The sequence below is a fragment of the Streptomyces sp. NPDC057617 genome (genome assembly GCF_042800555.1).
Taxonomy (GTDB): Bacteria; Actinomycetota; Actinomycetes; order Streptomycetales; family Streptomycetaceae; genus Streptomyces.
This window is the reverse complement of record NZ_JBHVGV010000018.1, coordinates 12,553-35,371: the sequence shown is the minus strand read 5'-3', so window position 1 is coordinate 35,371 and position 22,819 is coordinate 12,553. Positions and strand designations below refer to the sequence as shown.

General features: G+C 69.6%; 20 protein-coding genes. 12 read left to right on the top strand and 8 right to left on the bottom strand.

Going from position 1 to position 22,819, the window contains the following annotated elements; translation table 11 throughout:
• Positions 1-215 precede the first annotated feature (215 nt).
• The gene (gene moaA, locus ACFU9P_RS31995; RefSeq protein WP_376382555.1) at positions 216-1,205 is read left to right on the top strand and encodes a GTP 3',8-cyclase MoaA; all 990 of its coding nucleotides are present in this window, start codon (positions 216-218) and stop codon (positions 1,203-1,205) included.
• Between the two features lie 21 nt (positions 1,206-1,226).
• Here moaA and ACFU9P_RS31990 read toward each other — a convergent pair whose 3' ends face one another.
• Positions 1,227-1,481 carry a hypothetical protein gene (locus ACFU9P_RS31990; protein ID WP_384087638.1) on the bottom strand — a complete coding sequence of 85 codons (255 nt, stop codon included), beginning with the start codon at positions 1,479-1,481 and terminating at the stop codon, positions 1,227-1,229.
• Between the two features lie 196 nt (positions 1,482-1,677).
• Positions 1,678-2,046 (bottom strand): DUF3099 domain-containing protein, encoded by a 369-nt coding sequence (locus ACFU9P_RS31985; protein WP_376382551.1) that lies wholly within the window; start codon positions 2,044-2,046, stop codon positions 1,678-1,680.
• A 286-nt stretch (positions 2,047-2,332) separates the two neighbouring features.
• On the opposite strand from ACFU9P_RS31985, the gene ACFU9P_RS31980 reads away from it, so the two are divergent.
• On the top strand, positions 2,333-2,623 hold the full coding sequence (locus ACFU9P_RS31980; RefSeq protein ID WP_376382549.1) for a GlsB/YeaQ/YmgE family stress response membrane protein: 291 nt from the start codon (positions 2,333-2,335) through the stop codon (positions 2,621-2,623).
• Positions 2,624-2,764: 141 nt separating this feature from the next.
• On the opposite strand, the gene tyrS is transcribed toward ACFU9P_RS31980, so the two are convergent.
• The 3 genes from tyrS to ACFU9P_RS31965 all read right to left on the bottom strand — a co-directional run bounded on the left by tyrS (position 2,765) and on the right by ACFU9P_RS31965 (position 7,066).
• Positions 2,765-4,033, bottom strand: coding sequence for a tyrosine--tRNA ligase (tyrS, locus tag ACFU9P_RS31975; protein WP_384087633.1), 1,269 nt, complete (start codon positions 4,031-4,033; stop codon positions 2,765-2,767).
• A 106-nt stretch (positions 4,034-4,139) separates the two neighbouring features.
• A complete protein-coding gene (locus ACFU9P_RS31970; protein WP_384087630.1) occupies positions 4,140-5,546 on the bottom strand; it encodes a metallopeptidase TldD-related protein in 1,407 nt (468 codons plus the stop codon).
• Positions 5,543-7,066: a TldD/PmbA family protein gene (locus ACFU9P_RS31965; RefSeq protein ID WP_384087627.1), complete on the bottom strand. Its 1,524-nt coding sequence runs from the start codon at positions 7,064-7,066 to the stop codon at positions 5,543-5,545. The genes ACFU9P_RS31970 and ACFU9P_RS31965 overlap by 4 nt, the downstream gene beginning before the upstream one ends.
• Positions 7,067-7,297: 231 nt before the next feature.
• On the opposite strand from ACFU9P_RS31965, the gene ACFU9P_RS31960 reads away from it, so the two are divergent.
• The 5 genes from ACFU9P_RS31960 (at position 7,298) to ACFU9P_RS31940 (ending at position 13,205) form a co-directional block, all read left to right on the top strand.
• On the top strand, positions 7,298-9,388 hold the full coding sequence (locus ACFU9P_RS31960) for a GTP-binding protein (protein WP_384087624.1): 2,091 nt from the start codon (positions 7,298-7,300) through the stop codon (positions 9,386-9,388).
• A gap of 621 nt (positions 9,389-10,009) precedes the next feature.
• Positions 10,010-10,888: a helix-turn-helix transcriptional regulator gene (locus tag ACFU9P_RS31955; protein ID WP_384087621.1), complete on the top strand. Its 879-nt coding sequence runs from the start codon at positions 10,010-10,012 to the stop codon at positions 10,886-10,888.
• 143 nt (positions 10,889-11,031) lie between these two features.
• Positions 11,032-11,751, top strand: a complete 720-nt coding sequence (gene fabG, locus ACFU9P_RS31950) for a 3-oxoacyl-[acyl-carrier-protein] reductase (protein WP_376382537.1) — start codon at positions 11,032-11,034, stop codon at positions 11,749-11,751.
• A gap of 4 nt (positions 11,752-11,755) precedes the next feature.
• Positions 11,756-12,529 (top strand): enoyl-ACP reductase FabI, encoded by a 774-nt coding sequence (gene fabI / locus ACFU9P_RS31945; protein ID WP_376382535.1) that lies wholly within the window; start codon positions 11,756-11,758, stop codon positions 12,527-12,529.
• A gap of 187 nt (positions 12,530-12,716) precedes the next feature.
• Positions 12,717-13,205: a hypothetical protein gene (locus tag ACFU9P_RS31940; RefSeq protein ID WP_376382533.1), complete on the top strand. Its 489-nt coding sequence runs from the start codon at positions 12,717-12,719 to the stop codon at positions 13,203-13,205.
• A 91-nt stretch (positions 13,206-13,296) separates the two neighbouring features.
• On the opposite strand, the gene ACFU9P_RS31935 is transcribed toward ACFU9P_RS31940, so the two are convergent.
• A complete protein-coding gene (locus ACFU9P_RS31935) occupies positions 13,297-13,971 on the bottom strand; it encodes a FadR/GntR family transcriptional regulator (protein WP_384087616.1) in 675 nt (224 codons plus the stop codon).
• Positions 13,972-14,087: 116 nt separating this feature from the next.
• Between ACFU9P_RS31935 and ACFU9P_RS31930 the strand changes: the two genes are divergently transcribed.
• The 4 genes from ACFU9P_RS31930 (at position 14,088) to ACFU9P_RS31915 (ending at position 16,627) form a co-directional block, all read left to right on the top strand.
• Complete coding sequence (locus ACFU9P_RS31930; RefSeq protein WP_384087613.1) at positions 14,088-15,476, top strand: CynX/NimT family MFS transporter; 1,389 nt, start codon at positions 14,088-14,090, stop codon at positions 15,474-15,476.
• 4 nt (positions 15,477-15,480) lie between these two features.
• A complete protein-coding gene (locus tag ACFU9P_RS31925; RefSeq protein WP_376382527.1) occupies positions 15,481-15,597 on the top strand; it encodes an SGM_5486 family transporter-associated protein in 117 nt (38 codons plus the stop codon).
• Between the two features lie 213 nt (positions 15,598-15,810).
• Positions 15,811-16,017 carry a hypothetical protein gene (locus ACFU9P_RS31920; protein ID WP_376382525.1) on the top strand — a complete coding sequence of 69 codons (207 nt, stop codon included), beginning with the start codon at positions 15,811-15,813 and terminating at the stop codon, positions 16,015-16,017.
• A gap of 91 nt (positions 16,018-16,108) precedes the next feature.
• Positions 16,109-16,627 (top strand): histidine phosphatase family protein, encoded by a 519-nt coding sequence (locus tag ACFU9P_RS31915; RefSeq protein WP_376382523.1) that lies wholly within the window; start codon positions 16,109-16,111, stop codon positions 16,625-16,627.
• Between the two features lie 172 nt (positions 16,628-16,799).
• Here ACFU9P_RS31915 and serB read toward each other — a convergent pair whose 3' ends face one another.
• Positions 16,800-18,017: a phosphoserine phosphatase SerB gene (gene serB, locus ACFU9P_RS31910; RefSeq protein ID WP_384087608.1), complete on the bottom strand. Its 1,218-nt coding sequence runs from the start codon at positions 18,015-18,017 to the stop codon at positions 16,800-16,802.
• Positions 18,018-18,188: 171 nt separating this feature from the next.
• On the bottom strand, positions 18,189-19,826 hold the full coding sequence (locus tag ACFU9P_RS31905; RefSeq protein WP_384087605.1) for a streptophobe family protein: 1,638 nt from the start codon (positions 19,824-19,826) through the stop codon (positions 18,189-18,191).
• Between the two features lie 263 nt (positions 19,827-20,089).
• Between ACFU9P_RS31905 and ACFU9P_RS31900 the strand changes: the two genes are divergently transcribed.
• Positions 20,090-22,687, top strand: a complete 2,598-nt coding sequence (locus ACFU9P_RS31900; protein WP_384087602.1) for an FHA domain-containing protein — start codon at positions 20,090-20,092, stop codon at positions 22,685-22,687.
• Positions 22,688-22,819 lie beyond the last annotated feature (132 nt).

Sequence of the window (22,819 nt, the reverse complement as noted above, 5' to 3'; positions counted from 1 at the left end):
AGGTGTGGGCAAAGTGGGTGGGGGGGGGGGGCAAAACACTCTTGGTGAACCCCTTTTTCGGGGGCTTTTGGAAGGCCCTCAAGACGCCCCCGCGCCGTTTCGTGCCGTTCCCCGACGTTCCCCGCCAATGCCCGGGCGCAAATGTCCCTCTGGCGTTGTCAGTGGTCTGACGTAGTCTCGACGGTGTCGGATCCGATCACAGGGAGGGGCCCGCAGTGCTCATTGACACTTACGGCCGCGTGGCGACTGACCTGCGTGTTTCGCTCACCGACCGGTGCAATCTGCGGTGTACGTACTGTATGCCCGAGGAAGGGCTGCAATGGCTGGGCAAGTCGGATCTGCTCAGTGATGACGAGATCGTCCGTCTCGTGCATATCGCCGTCACCCGGCTGGGTGTCGACGAAGTCCGCTTCACCGGCGGGGAGCCGCTGGTCAGACCCGGTCTCGTCGGGATCGTCGAGCGGTGCGCCGCGCTGGAGCCACGGCCCCGGATGTCGCTGACCACCAATGGCCTCGGTCTCAAGCGCACCGCCGCCGCGCTGAAGGCCGCGGGTCTGGACCGGGTCAATATCTCGCTCGACACCCTGCGGCCCGAGGTTTTCAAGGCCCTCACCCGTCGTGACCGGCACAAGGATGTGATCGACGGACTGCGCGCGGCCCGGGACGTCGGGCTGACCCCTGTGAAGATCAATTCGGTTCTGATGCCGGGCCTCAACGGCGACGAAGCCCCCGAACTGCTCGCCTGGGCCATCGAGGAGGGGTACGAGCTGCGCTTCATCGAGCAGATGCCTCTCGACGCCCAGCACGGCTGGAAGCGCGACAGCATGATCACGGCCGGTGAGATTCTGGACTCGCTGCGTACGCGCTTCCGGCTGACCCCCGAGGGCGAGGGGGCCCGCGGCACGGCGCCCGCTGAGCGCTGGATCGTGGACGGCGGACCGCACCGCGTCGGCGTGATCGCCTCCGTCACCCGCCCGTTCTGCCGCGCCTGTGACCGTACGCGGCTGACCGCCGACGGACAGGTGCGCACGTGTCTGTTCGCCCGGGAGGAGACGGATCTGAGGGGCGCGCTGCGCTCCGGCGCGCCCGACGAGGAGATCGCCAGGATCTGGCGGCTGGCGATGTGGGGGAAGAAAGCCGGTTCCGGTCTGGACGATCCGTCGTTCCTGCAGCCCGACCGTCCGATGTCGGCGATCGGGGGCTGAGCCGGCGGCCCAACGGCGGAGTCAGCGATCGGGGGAATCCGGGGCCGACCGGCGCTGCCACTCGGCCAGTTCGACCACTTCCTTGAGAAAGTCGCGCATACCGAGGAACGAGGAGAGATGCTCACGGTGCTCGTCGCACGCCAGCCAGGTCTTACGGCGCTCCGGGGTATGGAGCTTGGGATTGTTCCAGGCGAGGACCCAGACGGCGGGCGCCCGGCAGCCCTTCGCGGAGCAGACCGGGGCTTCGGCGGAATCGGGTTCGGCGGGGGAGTTCACCCGACCACCCTAGGACACGTCCGGTAACCGGAAATGGCGACGCCGAGCAGCCACGGGGGGAGCTGCCCGGCGTCGGTCCGTCGCTCCGACGGGGGATGCGGAGCGCCTACAAAGTATGTCACGGGCAATGGGGTGCCGTGCACCGGAACTTCACGATTGATCTGAGCTTTTCTTGAGCTTTGCGGACCGCTTGAGATCAATTCTCACGCGTTTCGGCGGCCGTCGCCTCCGCTCCGGATTCCGTTACAACAGGTCCGGAAGGCCGCGACGGCGGCGCGATCATCGGCCGCGGCTGGGCGGTCACCAGCGTCTTGGGCAGTGAAGGGGCGTTCTCCCGGCCCGCGTTGGCGATCACGACGGCTACATACGGCAGCAGTGTGCCCACCACGAGCGTCACAATGGCCACCGGCCGTTCCACATTCCACAGGGCCACGGTGGCGATCACCGCGAGTGTCCGAATGGACATCGAGATCACATAACGGCGCTGCCGGCCGCGCACATCCTCGGCGAGACCCTGCCGGGCTCCCGTAATCCGGAAGACCTCGGTACCGCTCCGCTTCCGCATCACGTTCCACCATCCGATTCTGTGCCGGACTCTCCCCGAAGCTCACCCCGGCCGGGCCCGGGCCGGATGTGACCGGGCGGCCCTGGACCGGACCCGCACCACGGTACGCCGGGACGTCCGCGGCCACGAGAGCGGGTCACTCCCCATCCCGCCCGATTGGTCCCGTCTGATGGTCCTTGCCGGGCCGCGCTGCCGGGCCACGTACGGAGCCGTCCGACATGCGCCGTATGGGCGACCGGCACAGACTGAGCGCACATGCGTGAGTGCGCCGCTCCGGGAGGCGACGATGAACTGGTTGTGGGCGATCATTGTGGGGCTGGTGCTCGGGCTGATCGCCAGGGCGGTCATCCCCGGCAGACAGCGCATCCCCCTCTGGCTGACAGCCCTCTGCGGCATTCTCGGCGGCATGCTCGGCAACGGGGCGGCCGGCTGGCTGGGGGTCGCCGAGACCAGGGGCATCGACTGGACCCGCCACGTCCTCCAGCTCGTCGGCGCGATCCTGGTGGTCCTTGTGTGCGAGCGGCTCTGGAACACGCTCCGCGGCAGACGGGCCAGCGGCCCGCGCCGACGCATGTGAAGCCGAGCCTGTGAAGCCGAGGCCGGGGGGACCGGGCGGTGGAACGGCCGCGGCCGGGCACACGCCGTCTCGCCTCGCGTGTGCCCGGCCGCCGGTCCTGGGCCCTTCCGACTGCCGGTCCGGGGCAGCCGCCGCTACGGGTCAGCCCGCCGCGACCTCGACCGCGGCCAGGTTCTTCTTGCCCCGCCGCAGCACCAGCCAGCGGCCGTGCAGCAGGTCCGCTGGGTCCGGTACGGAGTCCGCGTCGGCGACCTTTGCGTTGTTCACGTACGCCCCGCCCTCCTTGACCGTACGGCGGGCCGCCGACTTGCTCGGTACGAGACCGGTCTCGGCGAACAGATCTGCCACCGGTCCCAGCTCGGCGACCTTCGCGCGCGGCACCTCGGAGAGCGCCGCGCTGAGCGTCGCCTCGTCCAGCTCCGTCAGCTCCCCCTGGCCGAACAGCGCCCGGGACGCCGCGACGACCGCCGCGCACTGGTCCGCGCCATGGACGAGCGTCGTCAGCTCCTCCGCCAGCGCCCGCTGGGCCGCGCGGGCCTGCGGACGCTCCGCGGTGATCAGCTCCAGCTCCTCCAGCTCCGTGCGGCTCCTGAAGCTGAGGATGCGGCTGTACGAGGAGATGTCACGGTCGTCCACATTCAGCCAGAACTGGTAGAACGCGTACGGCGTGGTCATCTCCGGGTCCAGCCAGACCGCCCCGCCCTCCGTCTTGCCGAACTTGGTGCCGTCCGCCTTGGTCATCAGCGGGGTGGCCAGCGCGTGCACCGTGGCCCCCGGCTCCAGGCGGTGAATCAGGTCGAGACCAGCGGTGAGATTGCCCCACTGGTCGCTGCCGCCCTGCTGGAGGACACAGCCGTACCGCCGGTACAGCTCCAGGAAGTCCATGCTCTGGAGCAACTGGTAGCTGAACTCGGTGTAGCTGATGCCCTCGTCCGACTCCAGCCTGCGGGCGATGGAGTCCTTGGTGAGCATCTTGTTCACCCGGAAGTGCTTGCCGATGTCCCGGAGGAACTCGATCGCGGACATGCCCGCGGTCCAGTCCAGGTTGTTGACCATGGTCGCGGCGTTCGGGCCCTCGAACGAGAGGTACGGCTCGATCTGGGCCCGCAGCCGCCGCACCCAGCCCGCGACCGTCTCCGGGTCGTTCAGCGTCCGCTCGGCGGTGGGCCGGGGGTCGCCGATCTGGCCGGTGGCCCCGCCCACCAGCGCCAGCGGCCGGTGCCCGGCCTGCTGGAGCCTGCGTACGGTCAGCACCTGCACAAGATGCCCCACATGCAGACTGGGCGCGGTGGGATCGAAGCCGCAATAGAACGTGACGGGACCGTCCGCGAGCGCCTTGCGCAAAGCGTCCTCGTCAGTGGACTGGGCGAACAGCCCGCGCCACTTCAGCTCGTCGACGATGTCCGTCACGGTTGTGTCTCTCCTCGGGTGATCCTCGGTGGTCATACGGTCCTGGGCGGCCATATGGCTGACCACCAGTCTATGGGCGCCGTCCAGGCGTTATCCGGCCCAGGCGTCATACGCCCCGGCTGACCGAGCTCATATTGAAATCGGGAATGCGCAGCGGGGGCATCGCGGCCCGGGTGAACCAGTCGCCCCACTCGCGCGGCAGCGTCTTCTCCGTACGCCCGGCCTCGGCGGCCCGCGACAGCAGATCGACCGGCGACTCGTTGAACCTGAAGTTGTTCACCTCACCCACGACCTCGCCGTTCTCGACGAGATAGACACCGTCCCTGGTCAGGCCCGTGAGCAGCAGCGTCGCCGGATCGACCTCGCGGATGTACCAGAGGCAGGTGAGCAGCAGCCCGCGCGCGGTCGCCGCGACCATCTCCTCCAGCGACCGCTCGCCGCCGCCCTCCAGCATCAGATTGCCGGTGCCCGGCGCGACCGGGAGGCCGGTCAGGGCGGCGGTGTGCCGGGTGGTGATCAGATGCGCCAGCTCGCCGTCACGTACCCAGTCCGTCGCCGTCAGCGGCAGACCGTTGTCAAAGACCGAGGCGTCGTCCCCGGAGGCGTGCGCGACCACGAACGGCGCGGACTCCAGACCCGGCTCGTTCGGATCGCTGCGGAGCGTGAGCGGCAGCTCGGACAGCTTCTCGCCGAGACGGGTGCCGCCGCCGGGGCGCGAGAAGACCGTACGGCCCTCGGCCGCGTCCCGGGCGGTGGAGGACCAGAGCTGGTAGATCAGCAGGTCGGCCACGGCGGTCGACGGCAGCAGCGTTTCGTACCGCCCCGCGGGCAGATCGATCTTCCGCTCGGCCCAGGCCAGCCGCTGCGCCAGCTCGGCGTCCAGGACCGCCGGGTCCACATCCTTGAAATCACGGGTGGCGCGGCCCGCCCAGGCGGAGCGGGTGCGGTCGGGCGACTTGGCGTTCAGCTCCAGCGTGCCGTTGGGCTGGTCGTGGCGCAGCCGTACCCCGGTGGACGTACCGAGATAGGTCGAGGTCAGCTCGTGGTTGGCGAAGCCGTACAGCTCACGGCCGCCGGCGCGGGCGCGGGCGAAGGACTCGCCGAGCGCCGGGGCGAAGTCCGCGAAGACGGCGGAGGTCGTCTCGGCGGGCGCGTCCGTGAAGTCCCCCGACGCCGGCCCTGCCTGGTCCGTGCCGACCAGCGGCTGGGCGTCCTCGGCGGGCCCCGCCCCGCGCGCGGCGGCCTCGGCGGCCCGGACCAGCGGCTCCAGATCGTCGGCGGTGACGGCGGCACGCGACACCACACCGGACGCGGTGCCCTGGGTGCCGTCGACGGTCGCGATGACGGTCAGGGTCCTGCCCCGGGTGACCCCGTTGGTGGTGAGCGCGTTGCCCGCCCAGCGCAGATTGGCGGAGGACTGCTCGTCGGCGATGACCACGCAGCCGTCCGCGGTGGACAGTTCAAGAGCGCGCTCGACGATCTCATGCGGCTTGCTGATACGGCTCGTGCTCATCGTCCGGCCTCCTGCGTGGTGTTGAGGATGTTGACGCCGCGGAACAGGGCGGAGGGGCAGCCGTGGGAGACCGCCGCCACCTGGCCCGGCTGGGCTTTGCCGCAGTTGAAGGCGCCGCCCAGCACATACGTCTGCGGTCCGCCGACCGCCTCCATCGAGCCCCAGAAGTCCGTCGTCGTCGCCTGGTACGCGACATCGCGGAGCTGGCCCGCCAGCCGCCCGTTCTCGATACGGAAGAACCGCTGCCCCGTGAACTGGAAGTTGTAGCGCTGCATGTCGATCGACCACGACCGGTCGCCGACCACATAGATCCCGCGCTCCACCCCGCCGATCAGATCCTCCGTGCTCAACCCGCCGGGATCCGGCCGCAGCGACACATTCGCCATGCGCTGAACGGGCACATGGCCGGGCGAGTCCGCGTACGCGCAGCCGTTGGAGCGGCCGAGCCCGGTGAGCTTCGCGATCCGCCGGTCGAGCTGATAGCCGACGAGCGTGCCGTCCTTGACCAGGTCCCACGACTGCGCCTGCACGCCCTCGTCGTCGTACCCGATCGTGGCCAGGCCGTGCTCCGCGGTCCTGTCGCCCGTCACATTCATCACCGAGGAGCCGTACGCCAGCTTCCCGAGCTGGTCGAACGTCGCGAACGACGTCCCCGCGTACGCCGCCTCGTACCCCAGCGCCCGGTCCAGCTCGGTGGCGTGGCCGATCGACTCATGGATGGTCAGCCAGAGATTGGACGGATCGACCACCAGGTCGTACGTCCCCGCCTCGACGCTGGGCGCCCGCATTTTCTCGGCGAGCAGCCCGGGGATCCGCTCCAGCTCGGCGTCCCAGTCCCAGCCCGTGCCGGTCAGATACTCCCAGCCCCGGCCGGCCGGCGGCGCGATCGTACGCATCGAGTCGAACTCGCCGCTCTCACCGTCGACCGCGACGGCCGTGAGCTGCGGATGCAGCCGGACCCGCTGCTGCGTGGTGACCGTACCGGCCGTGTCCGCATAGAACTTGTTCTCATGGACGGTCAGCAGCGACGCGTCCACATGCGCCACGCCCTCCGCGCGCAGCAGCCGTCCGCTCCAGTCGGCGAGCAGCCCGCTCTTCTCCTCGTCCGGCATCGTGAACGGATCGATCTCGTACGCCGACACCCAGGTCTTCTCCGCGTGCACCGGCTCCTCCGCCAGCTCGACGCGCTCGTCAGAACCGGCGGCCGAGATCACCTTCGCGGAGAGCTTCGCCATCGCCACGGCCTGCCCCGCGACCCGCGCCGCCGCGTCCATCGTCAGATCGACCCCGGATGCGAAGCCCCAGGCGCCTGCGTGCACCACCCGGACCGCGTACCCCAGATCCGTGGTGTCCGACGACCCGGCGGGCTTCCCGTCCCGCAGCCGCCAGGACGCGCCGCGCACCCGCTCGAACCGGAAGTCCGCGTGCTCGGCGCCGAGCGCCCGCGCCCGCGCGAGCGCGGCATCGGCGAGCGCCCGCAGCGGCAGTGCCAGGAACGACTGATCTACCTCATGGGGCACGTCGGCCTCCCCTTCTCACACCTGTGGGTCATGCACCTGTGGGTCATGTGTCCGCAGTGAATCATGCGGGCGCGGGGCCCCGCCGCGCCTGTGGACAAACCGGTTGCACCCGGTGCCACCGTCTGCTGTACTCCCGGGCAGTAACCGGATGGATCAAGGAGATCGTCATGCGCGGAACGTCTGTGTCCACTCAGCGGGAAATTGCCACCTACGCAGAGGACCTGACGCTTCGTGCGAACACTGAACCTCGGAATCCTGGCGCATGTCGACGCCGGTAAGACCAGCCTGACCGAGCGGCTGCTGCACGCCGCCGGTGTCATCGACGAGATCGGCAGCGTCGATGACGGCAGTACCCAGACCGATTCCCTGGCGCTGGAACGCCGGCGCGGCATCACGATCAAATCGGCCGTCGTGTCGTTCGTCGTGGACGGCGTCACGGTCAATCTGATCGATACGCCGGGACACCCGGATTTCATCGCCGAGGTGGAGCGCGTCCTGAATGTGCTCGACGGGGCGGTGCTGGTGATCTCCGCCGTCGAGGGTGTGCAGGCGCAGACCCGCGTCCTCATGCGGACGCTGCGGCGGCTGCGAATCCCCACCCTCATTTTCGTGAACAAGATCGACCGCGGGGGCGCGCACGACGACCGTGTGCTCCGCGCGGTGTCCGAACGGCTGAGCCCGGCGATCGTCCCGATGGGGGTGGCGTACGGTCTCGGTGCGCGCGGCGCCGGATTCACCCCGTACGGCGAGAACGACAGCGCCTTCACCGCCGGACTGGCCGAGGTGCTCGCGGACCACGACGACGCTCTGATGGCCGCGTATCTGGACGACGGGACTCCGCTTCCGTATCGCAGGCTCCGGAGCGAACTCGCCGCGCAGACCCGGCGGGCACTGGTGCATCCGGTGTATTTCGGCTCGGCCATCACCGGCGCGGGCGTGGACGAACTGACCGGCGGTATCACCGAGTTGCTGCCCGCGAGCCAACGCGATACGGAGGGACCCGTCGCCGGCACGGTCTTCAAGATCGAACGCGGCCCGGCGGGCGAGAAGATCGCGTACGTCCGTATGGTCTCGGGGACGGTACGGACCCGCGACAAGCTGCCTTTCCGGCGGGACGGCGCGGGCGGCGAGGGAGGCGCGGACGGTTCAGGAGGCGAGGGGAAGGTCACCGCGATCAGCGTCTTCGACCAGGGCGCGGCGGTCTCCCGCGGGTCGGTGGAGGCGGGGCGGATCGGCCTGCTGCGCGGGCTCGGCGACATCAGGATCGGCGACACGATCGGTGATGCCGGTGATGCCATGGACGCCACAGCCGCCGTCGACGCGGGCGACCCGACCGGATCCGCGCAGACCCAGGTGCCGTCCGGGCAGCGGCACTTCGCCCCGCCCACACTGGAGACGGTCGTCGTCCCCTGCCACCCCGCCGACAAGGGCGCGTTGCACGAGGCGCTCGCCCAACTCGTCGAGCAGGACCCGCTGATCAACCTCCGGCAGGACGCGATCCGCCAGGAGATCTCCGTATCTCTTTATGGAGAAGTACAGAAAGAGGTCATCCAGGCGACCCTGGCGGACGATTTCGGCGTCGATGTCACCTTCCGCGAGACCACGACCATCTGTGTGGAACGGCCGGTGGGTTCGGGCGAGGCCGTCGAAATCATGGGCAAGGACCCCAATCCGTTTCTCGCGACCATTGGGCTGCGCGTCGAGCCCGCGCCCCCTGGCAGCGGTGTGGAGTTCCGGCGGGAGATCGAACTCGGCTCCCTGCCCCTCGCGTTCCTCAAAGCCATCGAGGAAACCGTCAGGCAGACACTGCTCCAAGGCATCCATGGATGGCAGGTCATCGACTGCGTGGTCACCCTGACGCGCTCCGGCTACGCGCCGCGGCAGAGCCATGCCCATGCCGTCTTCGACAAGAGCATGTCGAGCACCGGCGCGGACTTCCGCAGTCTGACGCCCCTGGTCCTGATGAGCGCGCTCAAGCAGGCCGGCACGGTGGTGTACGAGCCGATGCACCGCTTCCGGCTGGAGCTGCCTACTGATGTGTACGGCTCGGTCCTGCCCGTCCTGGCCCGGCTGCGCGCCGTACCGCGAACACCGTCGACGTACGGTTCCTCGTACCTCCTGGAGGGCGAGATCCCGGCGGCGCAGGTGCACGAACTGGAGCAGCGGCTGCCGACGCTGACGAGCGGCGAGGGCGTCCTGGAATCCGCCTTCGACCACTACCAGCAGGTCACAGGCCCGCCCCCGTCCCGCGCCCGCACGGACCACGACCCCCTCAACCGAAAGGAGTACCTCCTACGGGTCGTACGCCGCGTCGCTGGATGACTGGAACGCGGTGTTCGGTACGGCACGGGCCGACCTCGACCGGATGTTCGACGAGGTCGGGCACCCGGGCGCCCCTCTCCGCCCCTGACCCGCCCCGGCCCGCGCCCCATCATGCGGCCCGTCTCCTGCCTCCCCGCCCGGTTTGCCGTGTCGACGTGCGGTTTCGCCGATTGTCACACCCCGGGGGTACTGTCGTGTGTCACACGGAGTTGACAGTCAACTACTCGTGTCGGTGGGGTACTTGGGAGGGCGTGCATGGTCGGGCGCGAGCTGTCGGCCGGGGATCACCAGAAGAAGGAAGTCCGGCTGGTCCTCGAGCGGCTCGTGGCACAGGGATGGACTCTGCGCAAGGAAGGCCACTGGGGGCGTCTGTACTGCCCGTGTGAAAGGCCTTGCCTCACCATTCCCGTGCCCGGCACGCCTCAGAACGCCGGGCGCGCGGCCCGGCGGATCGTCGCACGGGCCGCTCTCTGCCCCTTGCCGGACGAGGACCCGCGCCGTGCCTTCGGCGGGGGTGTTGTCGTTTGACAACGTACCGGCACTGGGTAACTCTGCCTCTGAGGGGCGGGGAACCCTGGCGCATGGGTCCGTAGGGGCACGCTCTAAGGGGGAGTGAGACACATGGAGTACGAGTTTCTCTTCGTCGTGGATGGGATCAGCGTCGATGACGAGACGGCCGTCGGTGTAATTTTCGATGAGTTCGACGGCCTGCTGACCCGCCATCGTGACCGGCATCTTCTGGATGTCGCAGGGGCCGGTGACAACGTAGTCGAAGCCGCGCACCGCCTGATCGCCCGCCTTCGCCGGTCGCTCCCCGCGCTTCGGGTGCTCCGGCTGGACCCGGAGCTGGTCGGAGTTCCGGACATCGCCGAGCGGACCGGCCGCAGTCGGCAGAACGTACTCCAATGGGTGACCGGCGAGCGCCGGGCGGACAGCCCGTTCCCCGAGCCCGAAGGGGCCGTCGGCCGGTCACTCGTCTGGCGCTGGGCGGAGGTGAACGCCTGGCTGGAGTTGATCGGCGTCGGCGACGGCACGGCCGCTCCGCTCCGTGAGGAAGCCCTTCTTATCGATCTCATGCTGCCCCAGTGGCAGCACGCCCTCGACGAGGGCATGCCGATGGTCAAGCTGCTGTGCGCTCAGGACGAATGGCAGGTCGAGCGCGCCGAGGTGATGCGTGCCCTCCAAGATGCTCTGCATCACCCTCAAGTGCTGCAGACAATCGCCACGCTGCCCCGCAGCGAGCCCGACAGACTGACCGTCGTGTGCGCGGTGGTGCAGGACCGGCTCAGTGCCGTACTGGAACAGATCGCGCCCGACGACGCGTCGGCCCTCCTTGCCGTACGGGGCGACAAAGGGCTGGAACTGCTCGGTATCGCGTCCCGGGCCCTTCCCGGGACCGTACCGGTGTCGGACCTCGGGCTGGGGAGCGATGCCACCGTGGGCGATCTGCTGCTGGAACTGTCGCACCGTTCCGTGGCCGCGCCGCTCGCTTTGGCGTGAGGGCGGGGGTCGCTGAGATGGACGCTTTTCTGTAGGGATCCGACAGGGAGCGTCGTGGGGTGCTGTGGGGGCTCGATTCTGCGGGGGCGGGGTGGGACCGATAGGTTTTCGATGTACCAGACCGCCAAGGAAAGGCTGATCCGTTGAGCCGCTCGGTTCTCGTCACCGGAGGAAACCGGGGCATCGGCCTCGCCATCGCCCGTGCCTTCGCCGAAAACGGCGACAAGGTCGCCGTCACCCACCGCTCCGGCGAGCCGCCGGCGGCCCTGATGGAGCTGGGCTGCCTGGCGGTCCGCTGCGACATCACCGATGCCGAGCAGGTGGAGCAGGCCTACAAGGAGATCGAGGAGAAGCACGGTCCCGTGGAGGTGCTGGTGGCCAACGCCGGTGTCACCAAGGACCAGTTGCTGATGCGGATGTCCGAGGAGGACTTCACCTCCGTCCTCGACACCAACCTCACCGGCACCTTCCGGGTCGTCAAGCGCGCCAACCGCGCCATGCTCCGCGCCAAGAAGGGCCGGGTCGTCCTGATCTCCTCGGTGGTCGGGCTGCTCGGCTCGGCGGGACAGGCGAACTACGCCGCGTCCAAGGCCGGTCTGGTCGGCTTCGCCCGCTCCCTCGCCCGCGAGCTGGGCTCCCGGAACATCACCTTCAATGTCGTGGCGCCGGGCTTCGTCGACACCGACATGACCAAGGTCCTCACCGACGAGCAGCGCGCGGGCATCGTGGCGCAGGTGCCGCTCGGCCGCTACGCGCAGCCGGAGGAGATCGCCGCGACCGTGCGGTTCCTCGCCTCCGACGACGCCTCGTACATCACTGGAGCCGTCATTCCCGTTGACGGCGGATTGGGCATGGGTCACTGATCACATGAGCGGAATCCTCGCCGGCAAGCGCATTCTCGTCACGGGTGTCCTCACCGAGGGCTCCATCGCCTTCCACGCCGCCAAGGTGGCACAGGAGGAGGGCGCCGAGGTCATCCTCACCGGCTTCGGCCGGCTCACCCTTGTCGAGCGCATCGCCAAGCGGCTGCCCAAGCCCGTCCCGGTCATCGAGCTGGACGTCACCAACCAGGAGCACCTGGACCGGCTCGCCGACCGGATCCGGGAGCACCAGGGCGAGGCCGGTGCCGGACTCGACGGCATCGTGCACTCGATCGCCTTCGGACCGCAGGGCGCCTTCAACTTCCTGGAGGGAAGCTGGGAGGACGTCTCGACCGCGGTGCATGTCTCGGCGTACTCCCTGAAGTCGCTCACCATGGCCTGTCTGCCGCTGATGGAGCGCGGCGGCTCGGTGGTCGGCCTCACCTTCGACGCGCAGGTCGCCTGGCCCAAGTACGACTGGATGGGTGTCGCCAAGGCGGCGCTGGAATCCACCAACCGCTATCTCGCCCGTGACCTGGGCGCGCGGAACATCCGCTGCAACCTGGTCTCGGCCGGTCCGCTCAAGTCCATGGCGGCCAAGTCCATCCCCGGCTTCGAGGAGCTGGCGGATGTGTGGAACCACCGCGCGCCGATCGGCTGGGACCTGTCCGACCCGGAGCCGACGGGCCGCGGCATCGTCGGACTGCTGTCGGACTTCTTCCCGAAGACGACCGGCGAGATCGTGCATGTCGACGGCGGCGTGCACATGATGGGCGCCTGACCGGCCCGTACGCAGCCTGTACGGATCCGGAAGCTGTACGTATTGGAAGCCGCGTGACCGTCACAGCGACGGGCACGCGGCTTCCGTGCGTGACGGACCGTGTCCGTTCGATTCGAGAAGAGAGGCGACTGGCCGCACACTGAGCACACAGACCGGGGCATTCCGGTCCGGCGAGGAGGTGTGTGCGATGCGTTGGCCGCACCGCCATATCGCCCGCCGTACCGCCCGCCGTACGGTTCCGCTCGCCGTGGCCCTCCTTATCGCGGGCGGCCTGGTCGTCTGTGCGGAGACACGGGGCGGCCATATGCCCACCGAGGCCGAGGTGTACGCACCACCCGGCGGGGGCGCGGAGCGCGAAGGGCCGGAGTACGAGAAGCGCCGGGCGCTGGAGGAGCACGAGGGCGTGGAAAACCGGGGCGCGGAGCACGGCCGTACCAGCCGGTTCGGCGCCACCTGCCGTACGGACACCAAGGGCTCCCGCGCCACCGCCTCCTGCCACAATCCGTATCCCGAGACCGACCGGGTCAGGCTGCATGTCGAGTGCGAGCGCTGGTGGGACATCGACACGGACAGCGCCCCGGTGGAGATCGCCCCGGCCGGGTACACGGAATTCGTCGAATGGTGCTGGAAGGAGATCCGCGAGGTGTGGATCACCCATGAGCGCCTGGCGTCCTGAGGCGTCCCGCCGCTGTGCGAGCGAACCCGCTGCTGTGGGCGAACCCGCCGCTGTGGCGCGAGCGACCCCGCCGCTGTGCGAGCGGTTGCGCTCAGACCCGTTCTCCCAGGCAGTGCAGGGTGTAACTGGCCGCCTCGGTGCCCGCCGTCTCCGCGTCGCCCGCCCGGATCGCGGCCACCAGACGCGCGTGGTCCATATGGTTCTCCGGGCGCAGCTCCTGGCCCACGTCGTCGCGGAGCCAGTCGCGCAGAAGATGGTTGAGGTCCGCGTACAGGGCGGTCAGCACATCGTTGTGCGAGGCCGAGACGACCGCCATATGGAGGGTCGAGTCGGCTGCGACGAAACGTTCCAGGTATCCGGCGGCCCAGGCCTCCTCGCGCCGGGCTAGCAGGGTCTCCAGTTGGCGCAGATCCCGTTCCGTACGGCGCTCGGCGGCCATTCTGGCGGCTGAGGACTCCAGAGTGGAGCGCACCTCGGCGATGTCGCGCCGGTCGGCGTCGGCGAACCGGCGGTGCATGACCCCGGCCAGTTCGCTGGTCGCGATGACATATGTTCCCGAGCCCTGCCGGATGTCCAGGAGCCCGTTGTGGGCGAGCGCGCGGACCGCCTCGCGGACGGTGTTACGGGCCACCCCCAACTGCTCCACCAGCTCGGGCTCGGTGGGGATACGGGAACCCACCGGCCATTCGCCCGAGGTGATCTGGCTCCGCAGCTCGGTGATCACCTGGTCGGAGAGCGCGGAACGCCGGGGAGAGGTGAGCGCCATGATGCTCCCAATCGTGTGGAGAGGGCGGAAAGGGGGAGTGAGCGGGGCGTGAGACGCATCAAAGGGGGTGCCGGGCGACTGGACGATCAATCATCCTATGATTCTATGATGGCGCCATGCCTGATGAGCCGCAGCCGCAGATACCGACGCGCACGTACACGCAGACGCACCCGAAGGTCCTGAAGCAGTCCGCCGCATCGGCGCCCGCATCTGTATCCGCATCCACATCCGCGACCGCACCTTCATCCGGCAATTCTCCCGCACCGTCCGCGACGGCCCGGCTCACTTGGCTCCTCGTCCTCGGGGTCGTCCTGGCCGCGCTCAATCTCCGCCCCGCCATCACCAGTCTCGGCGCGCTGCTCGAAGAGGTACGGGACGGGCTGGGCATGAGCGGCAGCGTCGCCGGTGTCCTCACCTCCGTACCGCCCTTCTGCTTCGCCGTCTTCGGCTTCACCGCGCCGCGGCTGGCCCGGCGGTACGGTCCTGGCGCCGTCGTCTGCGCCGGCATGGTCGCCATTACGGCGGGGCTGCTGGTCCGGCCGTTCGCGGGCGGTACGGCCGGCTTCCTCGCGGCGAGCGCGCTCGCGCTGATGGGGATCGCGGTCAGCAATGTGCTGATGCCGGTGATCGTCAAGCGGTACTTTCCCGACCGGGTCGGCACGATGACCGGGCTGTACTCGATGGCCCTGGCGCTCGGCACCGCCTTCGCCGCCGCGGCGACCGTTCCCATGACCGAGGCGCTGGGCGGCAGTTGGCGGCTGGGGCTCGCGATCTGGGCGGTGCCGGCGGTGGTGGCGGTACTGCCGTGGCTGGGGCTGGTACGGGACCGGGGCACGAGGACGGGGTCTGCGGGGGCGGCGGGGGCCGCGGCAGGCGGGGCTTCCGCCGGTGGGCGGGGCGGGGCGGTTCCGGGGCTCCGGCTCGGGCGCAGCCGTACGGCCTGGGCGCTCGCCTGTTTCTTCGGCCTCCAGGCCGCCGGCGCGTACATCACCATGGGCTGGATGCCGCAGGTCTTCCGCGACGCGGGGGTCCCGGCGAGTACGGCGGGGCTGCTGCTCGCCGTGACCATGGTGATGGGGGTGCCGCTGGCCTTTGTGATCCCGCGCACGGCGGCCCGGATGAAGAACCAGGGGCCGATGGTCGTCGGTCTCGGCATCTGCGGGCTGACCGCGTTCGCGGGGCTGTACTTCGCGCCGGCCGCGGGCGCGTGGCTGTGGGCGGCGCTGCTGGGCGTCTCGAACTGCTCCTTCCCGCTCGCCCTCACCATGATCGGCATGCGGTCGAGGTCGGGCGCGGGGGTCGTACGGCTCTCCGCGTTCGCCCAGAGCACCGGGTATCTGATCTCGATCCCTGGGCCGCTGCTGGTGGGTGTGCTGTACCAGCACACGGGCGGCTGGGGGCTGCCGATCGCGTTGATGGCGGGGTTTCTGGTGCCGCAGATGGCGGCGGGTGTGATCGCGGGGCGGGACCGGACGATCGAGGAGGAGGCGGGGGTGGGAGACTGAGGTCATGCCAGTCCTTGACCCGAATCCTCAGAACGGCCAGCGGACGCTGCTGATCGTGTTCGGCACGATTGTCGGCATCCTGGTGCTCATCGGCATCATCGCGTCGATTGCGTCGCCGTGACGTGTGGTGGGCGCGGCTGCGTAGGTCACCGGGGCCGTCCTGTGGCCGTTTTGTCCTTAATCGCCGGACGTGCTTGATTTTGCCAGGGGGCTAGCACCAGGGTCCCCTAGGGGGGCAGGGTCAGGGTTGACTGGGTGGGTCGCCGGATGTGGGGGAGGGCGACCGGTCCGTAGATTCTGCGGTAACAGAAACCGCAGACCCACGGAGGCGGCCATGCCGGTCCCCACGCACCCCCGGTCCCATCCCCGTGTTTCCTCCGAGCGGATTGAGATACGGCTGCCGTGGTGGTCCGTCGCGCTGCCCGCTCTCGCCTTCGCGTTGCTGCTGCTGATGTCCGGCTCCGGACCGGCGCGGGCCGCCGCGGGTGATCCGGGGGTCGGGCGCATTCTGGAGCAGATCCATCTGACCCTGGTGGGGTGACGGCGAGCAGTCGCCAGCACCGTTCACCCGTGCCGGGGCAGCCCGTCAACACCCTCTGCCCGCTGGCGCATTTCATGCGAAGCTGGGATGCATGAGCGTCGATACACCTCGCAGGATCGTCGTCCTCCGGCATGCGAAGGCGGACTGGCCCGATGTGCCCGACCATGAGCGGCCGCTCGCCGACCGGGGCCGGGCGGATGCCTCCATCGCCGGGCGCAGGATCGCCGGCAGCGGGCTCGTCGCCGATCTGGCTCTCTGCTCGACCGCCGCCAGGACCCGGGAGACCTGGAAGCTCGCGGTGCACGAGCTGCCGGTGCGGCCCCGGACCGTCTACGAGGACCGGCTGTACGACGCCACCCTCGGCGATCTCTTCGCCCTGGTCAACGAGACGTCCGACGATGTGAACGATCTGATCCTGATCGGGCACAACCCCGGTATGCACGCGCTCGCGGACGCCCTGTCCGGCGAGGCCGAGGGCGACACCATCGGCAGAATGACCCGGAGCGGATTCCCCACCGCCTCCCTGGCCGTGATCACGTTCAACGGAAGCTGGAAGTCGGTGGAGCACGGCGTGGGCAGGCTCGTCGACTTCTGGACCCCGCGCGGCTGACCCGCCACCGGATCCGGCCCGCCACCGGATCCGGCGTGACCCCTCCGTACAGCAGCGCGGCCGCTCCGTACACGAAACAGCAGCGCGACCGCCCCGTACAACCGCCCCGTACAGCAAAGGACCCCGGCGCGGACTCGCCGCCGGGGCCCTGGTTCGTGAAGTGAAGTGGCGGTCAGTCGTCGCAGTCCGCGGCCTCGACCTCTTCGCGGGTGATGCCCAGCAGATACAGGACCGTGTCCAGGAACGGTACGTTCACCGCCGTATGGGCCGCCTTGCGGACCACCGGCTTCGCGTTGAAGGCGACCCCCAGCCCCGCCGCGTTCAGCATGTCCAGATCGTTGGCGCCGTCGCCGATCGCCACGGTCTGCGCCAGCGGCACCCCCGCCTCGGCGGCGAACCGGCGCAGCAGCCTGGCCTTGCCCGCGCGGTCCACGATCTCGCCCACCACCCGCCCGGTGAGCCTGCCGTCGACGATCTCCAGGGTGTTGGCGGAGGCGAAGTCCAGCCCGAGCTGCTCCTGAAGCGCATCGGTAACCTGGGTGAATCCCCCGGAGACCACCCCGACTTGGTAGCCGAGGCGCTTGAGCGTACGGATCAGGGTGCGCGCGCCGGGAGTGAGCCGGATCTCGGCCCGTACCTTCTCCACCACCGACGCGTCCAGACCGGCGAGCAGCGCCACCCGCGCGTGCAGGGACTGCTCGAAGTCCAGCTCCCCGAGCATCGCCCGGGAGGTCACCTCGGCGACCTCGGCCTCACAGCCCGCGTGGGCCGCGAAGAGTTCGATGACCTCGTCCTGGATCAGGGTCGAGTCCACATCCATGACCACCAGCCGCTGCGCCCGGCGGTGCAGTCCGGCCGAGACGACCGCGACATCCACCCCGATCTCCGCGCCCTCGGTGGCCAGCGCGGTGCGCAGCGGTTCGGTCTCCACCCCGGACACCGCGAACTCCACGGCGGTGACCGGGTATTTCGCCAGCCGGAAGATCCGGTCGATATTGCCGCCTGCCGTGGTGATACAGGCCGCTATGGCCGAGGTCGACTCAGCGGTCAGCGGGTTGCCCAGCACGGTGACATGCGAACGGCCGCTGCCGCGCGGCCGGTTGTCGCCCGTACCGGAGATGATCTCGGCCTGGAGCTTGAGCGATTCGGCCCAGGAGTGGACAGTCGCGCGCAGTTCGCCCTCGGCGGCACCCTTGCCGGCCGGTGCGGTGATCAGCGCGCAGAGGACGATACGGCCGCGGGTGACGACCTGCTCGATGTCGATCACGTCGACGGAGTAGGCGGCGAGGGTGTCGAAGAGGCCTGCGGTGATCCCGGGACGGTCCTTCCCGAAGATCTTGACGAGAAGAGTGCGGACGTCGGCGGTCCGAGGGGGCTGCGATGCGCTCATGGTGGTTCCACCGTATCGGGCAGGGCGTGGGGCTCGACCGGCCGTCCGAGTTCCGGACAGGGGTGCCAGCCGTTCCAGTCTCGGGCAGCGATCGCCTCTCGGCGACCCCGGGAAAAGCGGCCCGGCCCAGGCTCCGTCCGGTGGGATCCCCGAAGATCCGCCGGACAGGACCTATCCCTCCGGAAGGTTCCCACCCCGCGCTCCGCCCTCGTCCTTCGGGATGCGCAGATACGGGTTCGTATCGGGGTTGGGTGGTCGGTACGGCGTTGACGGTGTATACGGTCCCGGCGCGGGGGTCGGTTCCGTACGCGCATCTGCCGGCTCCGTACGCGTTTCTACGGGGAGGCCGTCCGCGTCCACGGTGAGCCCGTCCGTACCCGCGAAGCCCGCCGGGCCCGGGCCCGTATCCGCCGAAAGGCCCGCCGTAACCGTCCCCTTCCGCGCCGCGTACGCGAGCAGCGCTCCCGCCGCGCCCGCCCCCGCGCCCCAGACCGCGCCGAGGAGCAGCGCCGTACCGGCCCGGCCGTGCAGTTCGAGGCCCGCTTCGAACGCGTCGATCCCGAGCACCGACACCGAAGCGTTGGCGGAGACCTCCGTGAGCCACACCAGGACCGGCAGGGTGAGCGCCGTGACCACCCCGAGCCGCAGAGCGCACCGCCCGGCGAACGCTCCGGCACCCCGTCGGGCCGCGTCCGGATCGGCTCGTACGGTACGGACCCCCGCCAGCACCCCCGCGCAGAGCATCATCACCGTGACGGCCACCACCAGCAGCCAGATCCGTCCGTCCAGCTCGGCGAGCCCGCCGACCGTCAGCGGCTCACCGCCCGAGGGGCGCAGCACCTTGTCGAGCGGGTCGGGAAGCACCGTGGTCAGCGACCCCGACGCGCTGCCGTCCCAGGGCACGAACAGGCCGAGCGGAATCCCCAGCCACACCCCGTTCGGCGCCGCGAGCAGCGCCGCGCCCGCGATCCGCCGGGGCTGGTCGTCGCCGAGCGCCGCGTACGCTGCGGCCGCCAGCCCCGCGAGGACCGCCACCAGCACCACCGTGACCAGCGCGGACGTTGCCGGCTGTACGATTCGGCGCGCCCGGTCCCAGCCGCGCGGCAGGGGCGCACGCCCGGAGACCAGCAGGGCGACGGCCAGTACGCCGAGCACCCAGACCAGTGCGCCCGTCAGCGAATCGGCGGTGTCCACCCGGAACCCCACGGTCGCCTGCGCGTCGACCAGATCGCCGACCCGGTCGGGCAACAGCCCCCCGATGCCCGGGATATCGCCCACTTCCCCGAGGCCCGGCACCTCGATCCCGCCGATCCCGGAGCCGTCACCGCCCAGGCCGGGCACCTGGCCGAGCTCCAGTCCGCTGCCGTCGACGGTGATGACATCGCGCCCCGCCCACGCCAGCCCGCCGACCAGACCGACGAACAGTACGGCCACCGTCCCGGCCCGTACGGCGAGTTCGGCGACGGACACATACGCGCCCGCGCGCCGCAGCGACCGCAGAAAGAAGAACGCGAGAATCAGCGCCCCCGTGAGCCCCACACCCAGTGGCGTGAAGTCGACCGCGGTCTGCGCCTCCGCGCCGTCCAGACCGTACACGGACACATCACCGGAAGGCGTGACCGAACCGCCCGCCCCCAGTACCACCACCGCCGCGGTCATCGGCCCCAACGAGCCCGCCGTATCGGCCTCCAGAAGGTGCAGCCCGAGCGCCGCGACACCCGCCATCCCGACCAGTGCCCAGCTCACGGCCGCGAGCGAGGCCACCAGCACATCCATCCAGCGGACACCGCCGCTGCCCCGCGCGTTCATCAAGGTCCCCCGCCCCCCGATGGTTGTGCCCGTCTTATGGCTGTTCCTCGTATTCGCGCATGATCCGTGGGCACTCATACGCGGTTACCACTCTCCGGGTACCTTTCTTCCGCGTCAACGGTCCTTCCTCCGCACGCTGTTACGCGCTTGTGGCAGGCGTTCACGAGGCCCGGCTTTCAAAGACCGGAGCGAGCCTGAAATAGTTCCCCACGATGTTCGCCATCCCTAGACTCCCTGCGACGGGGGCAACCGGGGGACAACAAGTGGGGCATGGAGTGCCGGAACTCGTACTGGAATTGAACGGAAGGACCTGGACGCTCGATCCCTCCAGGTCATACACCCTCGGCCGTGATCCGCAGGGCGACCTCGTGATCGACGACGCCAGGGTCTCGTGGCGCCACGCCACCCTGAGCTGGAACGGCCAGGGCTGGGTCATCGAGGACCACGGCAGCACCAACGGCACCTATGTGCAAGGCCGGCGCATTCACCAGTCGGACATCGGTCCCGGCTCGGCGGTCCATCTCGGCAACGCCACCGACGGACCCCGGCTGAGCCTCAGCGGCGGAGCGGCGGGCGCGGGCGCGTACAGCGGGCAGGCACCCGCCCAGGCCCAGGGCGCCCAGCAGGGCTGGCCGCAGCAGGCACCCGCGCAGCAGCAGCCCGTACCCCAGCAGCAGATACCCGGCCAGCAGGTCCCCGTGCAGCAGCAGGGCTGGCAGCAGCAGCCGTCGCCCCAGCAGCACGGCCAGGTGCCGCACCAGCAGGGCCCGCACCAGGGCGGCGGCCCCGCCGCCTTTCCGCAGCAGTCCCCGGTTTCCGGCGGTGCCGCGGGGGCCCCGCCGGTGTACGGGGACCGCAGCCCGACCACCTTCCACCAGGTCGCCCTCGGCCGCGTGATGCGCATCGGCCGCGCGCTGGAGAACGAACTCGTCGTCGCGGACCTCCAGGTCTCGCGCCTGCACGCCGAGTTCACCGCGACCCCCGACGGCCGCTTCGAGATCCATGACCTCGGCTCCCACAACGGCACCTATGTCAACGGCCAGCCGATCGCCAAGTCCGGCACCGTACTCATCGGCCCGAACGACATCGTCGGCGTCGGCCACTCGACGTTCCGGCTGGTCGGCGACCGGCTCGAAGAGTTCGTCGACACCGGTGAGGTCTCCTTCTCCGCCCGCCATCTCACGGTGACGGTCGACGGCGGCAAGCAGATCCTCAAGGACGTCTCCTTCGGTGTCCCCGAGAAGTCGCTGATCGCCGTCATCGGCCCGTCCGGCTCCGGCAAGTCGACGCTGCTCAAGGCGCTCACCGGCTACCGCCCGGCCGACCAGGGCGATGTCCTCTACGACAACCGCAATCTGTACAAGCAGTTCGCCGAGCTGCGCCAGCGCATCGGTCTGGTCCCGCAGGACGACATCCTGCACAAGGAGCTGACCGTCAGAAAGGCGCTCAAGTACGCGGCCAAGCTCCGCTTCCCCGGCGACACCGCCGAGGCCGAGCGCGAGGCCCGTATCGACGAGGTGCTGCGCGAGCTGAAGCTCGACATCCACAAGGGCAAGAAGATCACCTCGCTCTCCGGTGGCCAGCGCAAGCGTGTCTCCGTGGCCCTGGAGCTGCTCACCAAGCCGTCGCTGATCTTCCTGGACGAGCCGACCTCCGGTCTGGACCCGGGCATGGACCGCGATGTCATGCAGCTTCTGCGCGGCCTCGCCGACGACGGCCGTACGGTCCTGGTCGTCACCCACTCCGTGGCCGAACTGGCGCTCTGCGACAAGCTGCTGGTGATGGCCCCCGGCGGTTCCGTGGCGTACTTCGGCCCGCCCGAGGAGGCCCTCAACTTCTTCGGCTACACCACCTGGGCCGATGTGTTCTCCGCCTTCGAGAGCTACCGCGACTACGACTGGGCGGGCCGCTGGCGCGGCTCGCAGCACTACCAGATGTACGCGGCGGACATCGACGCCGTCGCCGCGCAGTCCGTACACATGCCGCCGCCGCAGCAGATGCGCCCGCCGAAGCCGCAGAGCTGGGTTGCCCAGTTGCTGACGCTGATCCGCCGCTATGCCGCGGTGATCGCGTCCGACAAGGGCTTCATGGCGCTGATGGTGGTCCTGCCCGCCGTGCTCGGTGTGGTCAGCGTCGTCATTCCGGCGAAGTTCGGCCTCGGCCCGCCGGAGGCGCCGTCCAGGTTCAATGGTGACGCGGGCACCATCATGCTGATCCTCGCGGTCGGCATGTGTTTCTCGGGCGCGGCCAACTCCGTACGAGAACTGATCAAGGAACGGGTGATCTACGAACGGGAACGGGCCACCGGTCTGTCACGTTCCGCCTATCTGATGTCCAAGGTGATCACGCTCGGAGTGATCACGGCCATCCAGGGCGTCATCATCTGCGGTATCGGCTTCGCCACCCGGGCGCTGCCCGAAGAGGGCCTGATCATGCCGCCCGCCGTCGAGATCTGCCTGGTCGTGATCGCCCTGGGCTTCACCTCGATGATGTTCGGCCTGGTCATCTCCTCGCTGGTGAAGACCGCCGAGAAGACGATGCCGCTGCTGGTCATGTTCGCGATCGTCCAGGTCGTCTTCACCGGCATCCTCTTCCAGGTGTACGACTCGCCGGGGCTGGAGCAGTTCGCCTGGCTGATGCCGTCCCGCTGGGCCATCGCGGGCGCCGGCGCGACCCTCGATCTCGCGCATCTGATGCCGCCGTGGGACCAGGACAACCCCACCAATCTGGACCCGCTGTGGGAACACTCGGCGAGCCAGTGGGGGATGAACATCGGGATCCTGCTCTTCATCGGCGTGGTCTGCGGGTTCGCGGTGTCGCGGCTGCTGCGCCGCCATGAGCCCGAGGTCATGCGCAAGTAGGGCCGTAGGTCCCACGCACACCGCACACTGAAAAAACCGCATACGCACACCGCACACTGAACATGCCGGAGGGCGGCACCCTGTTGGGGGTGCCGCCCTTTGGCGTCGGTGCGCAGACATGGCGTCGGCGCG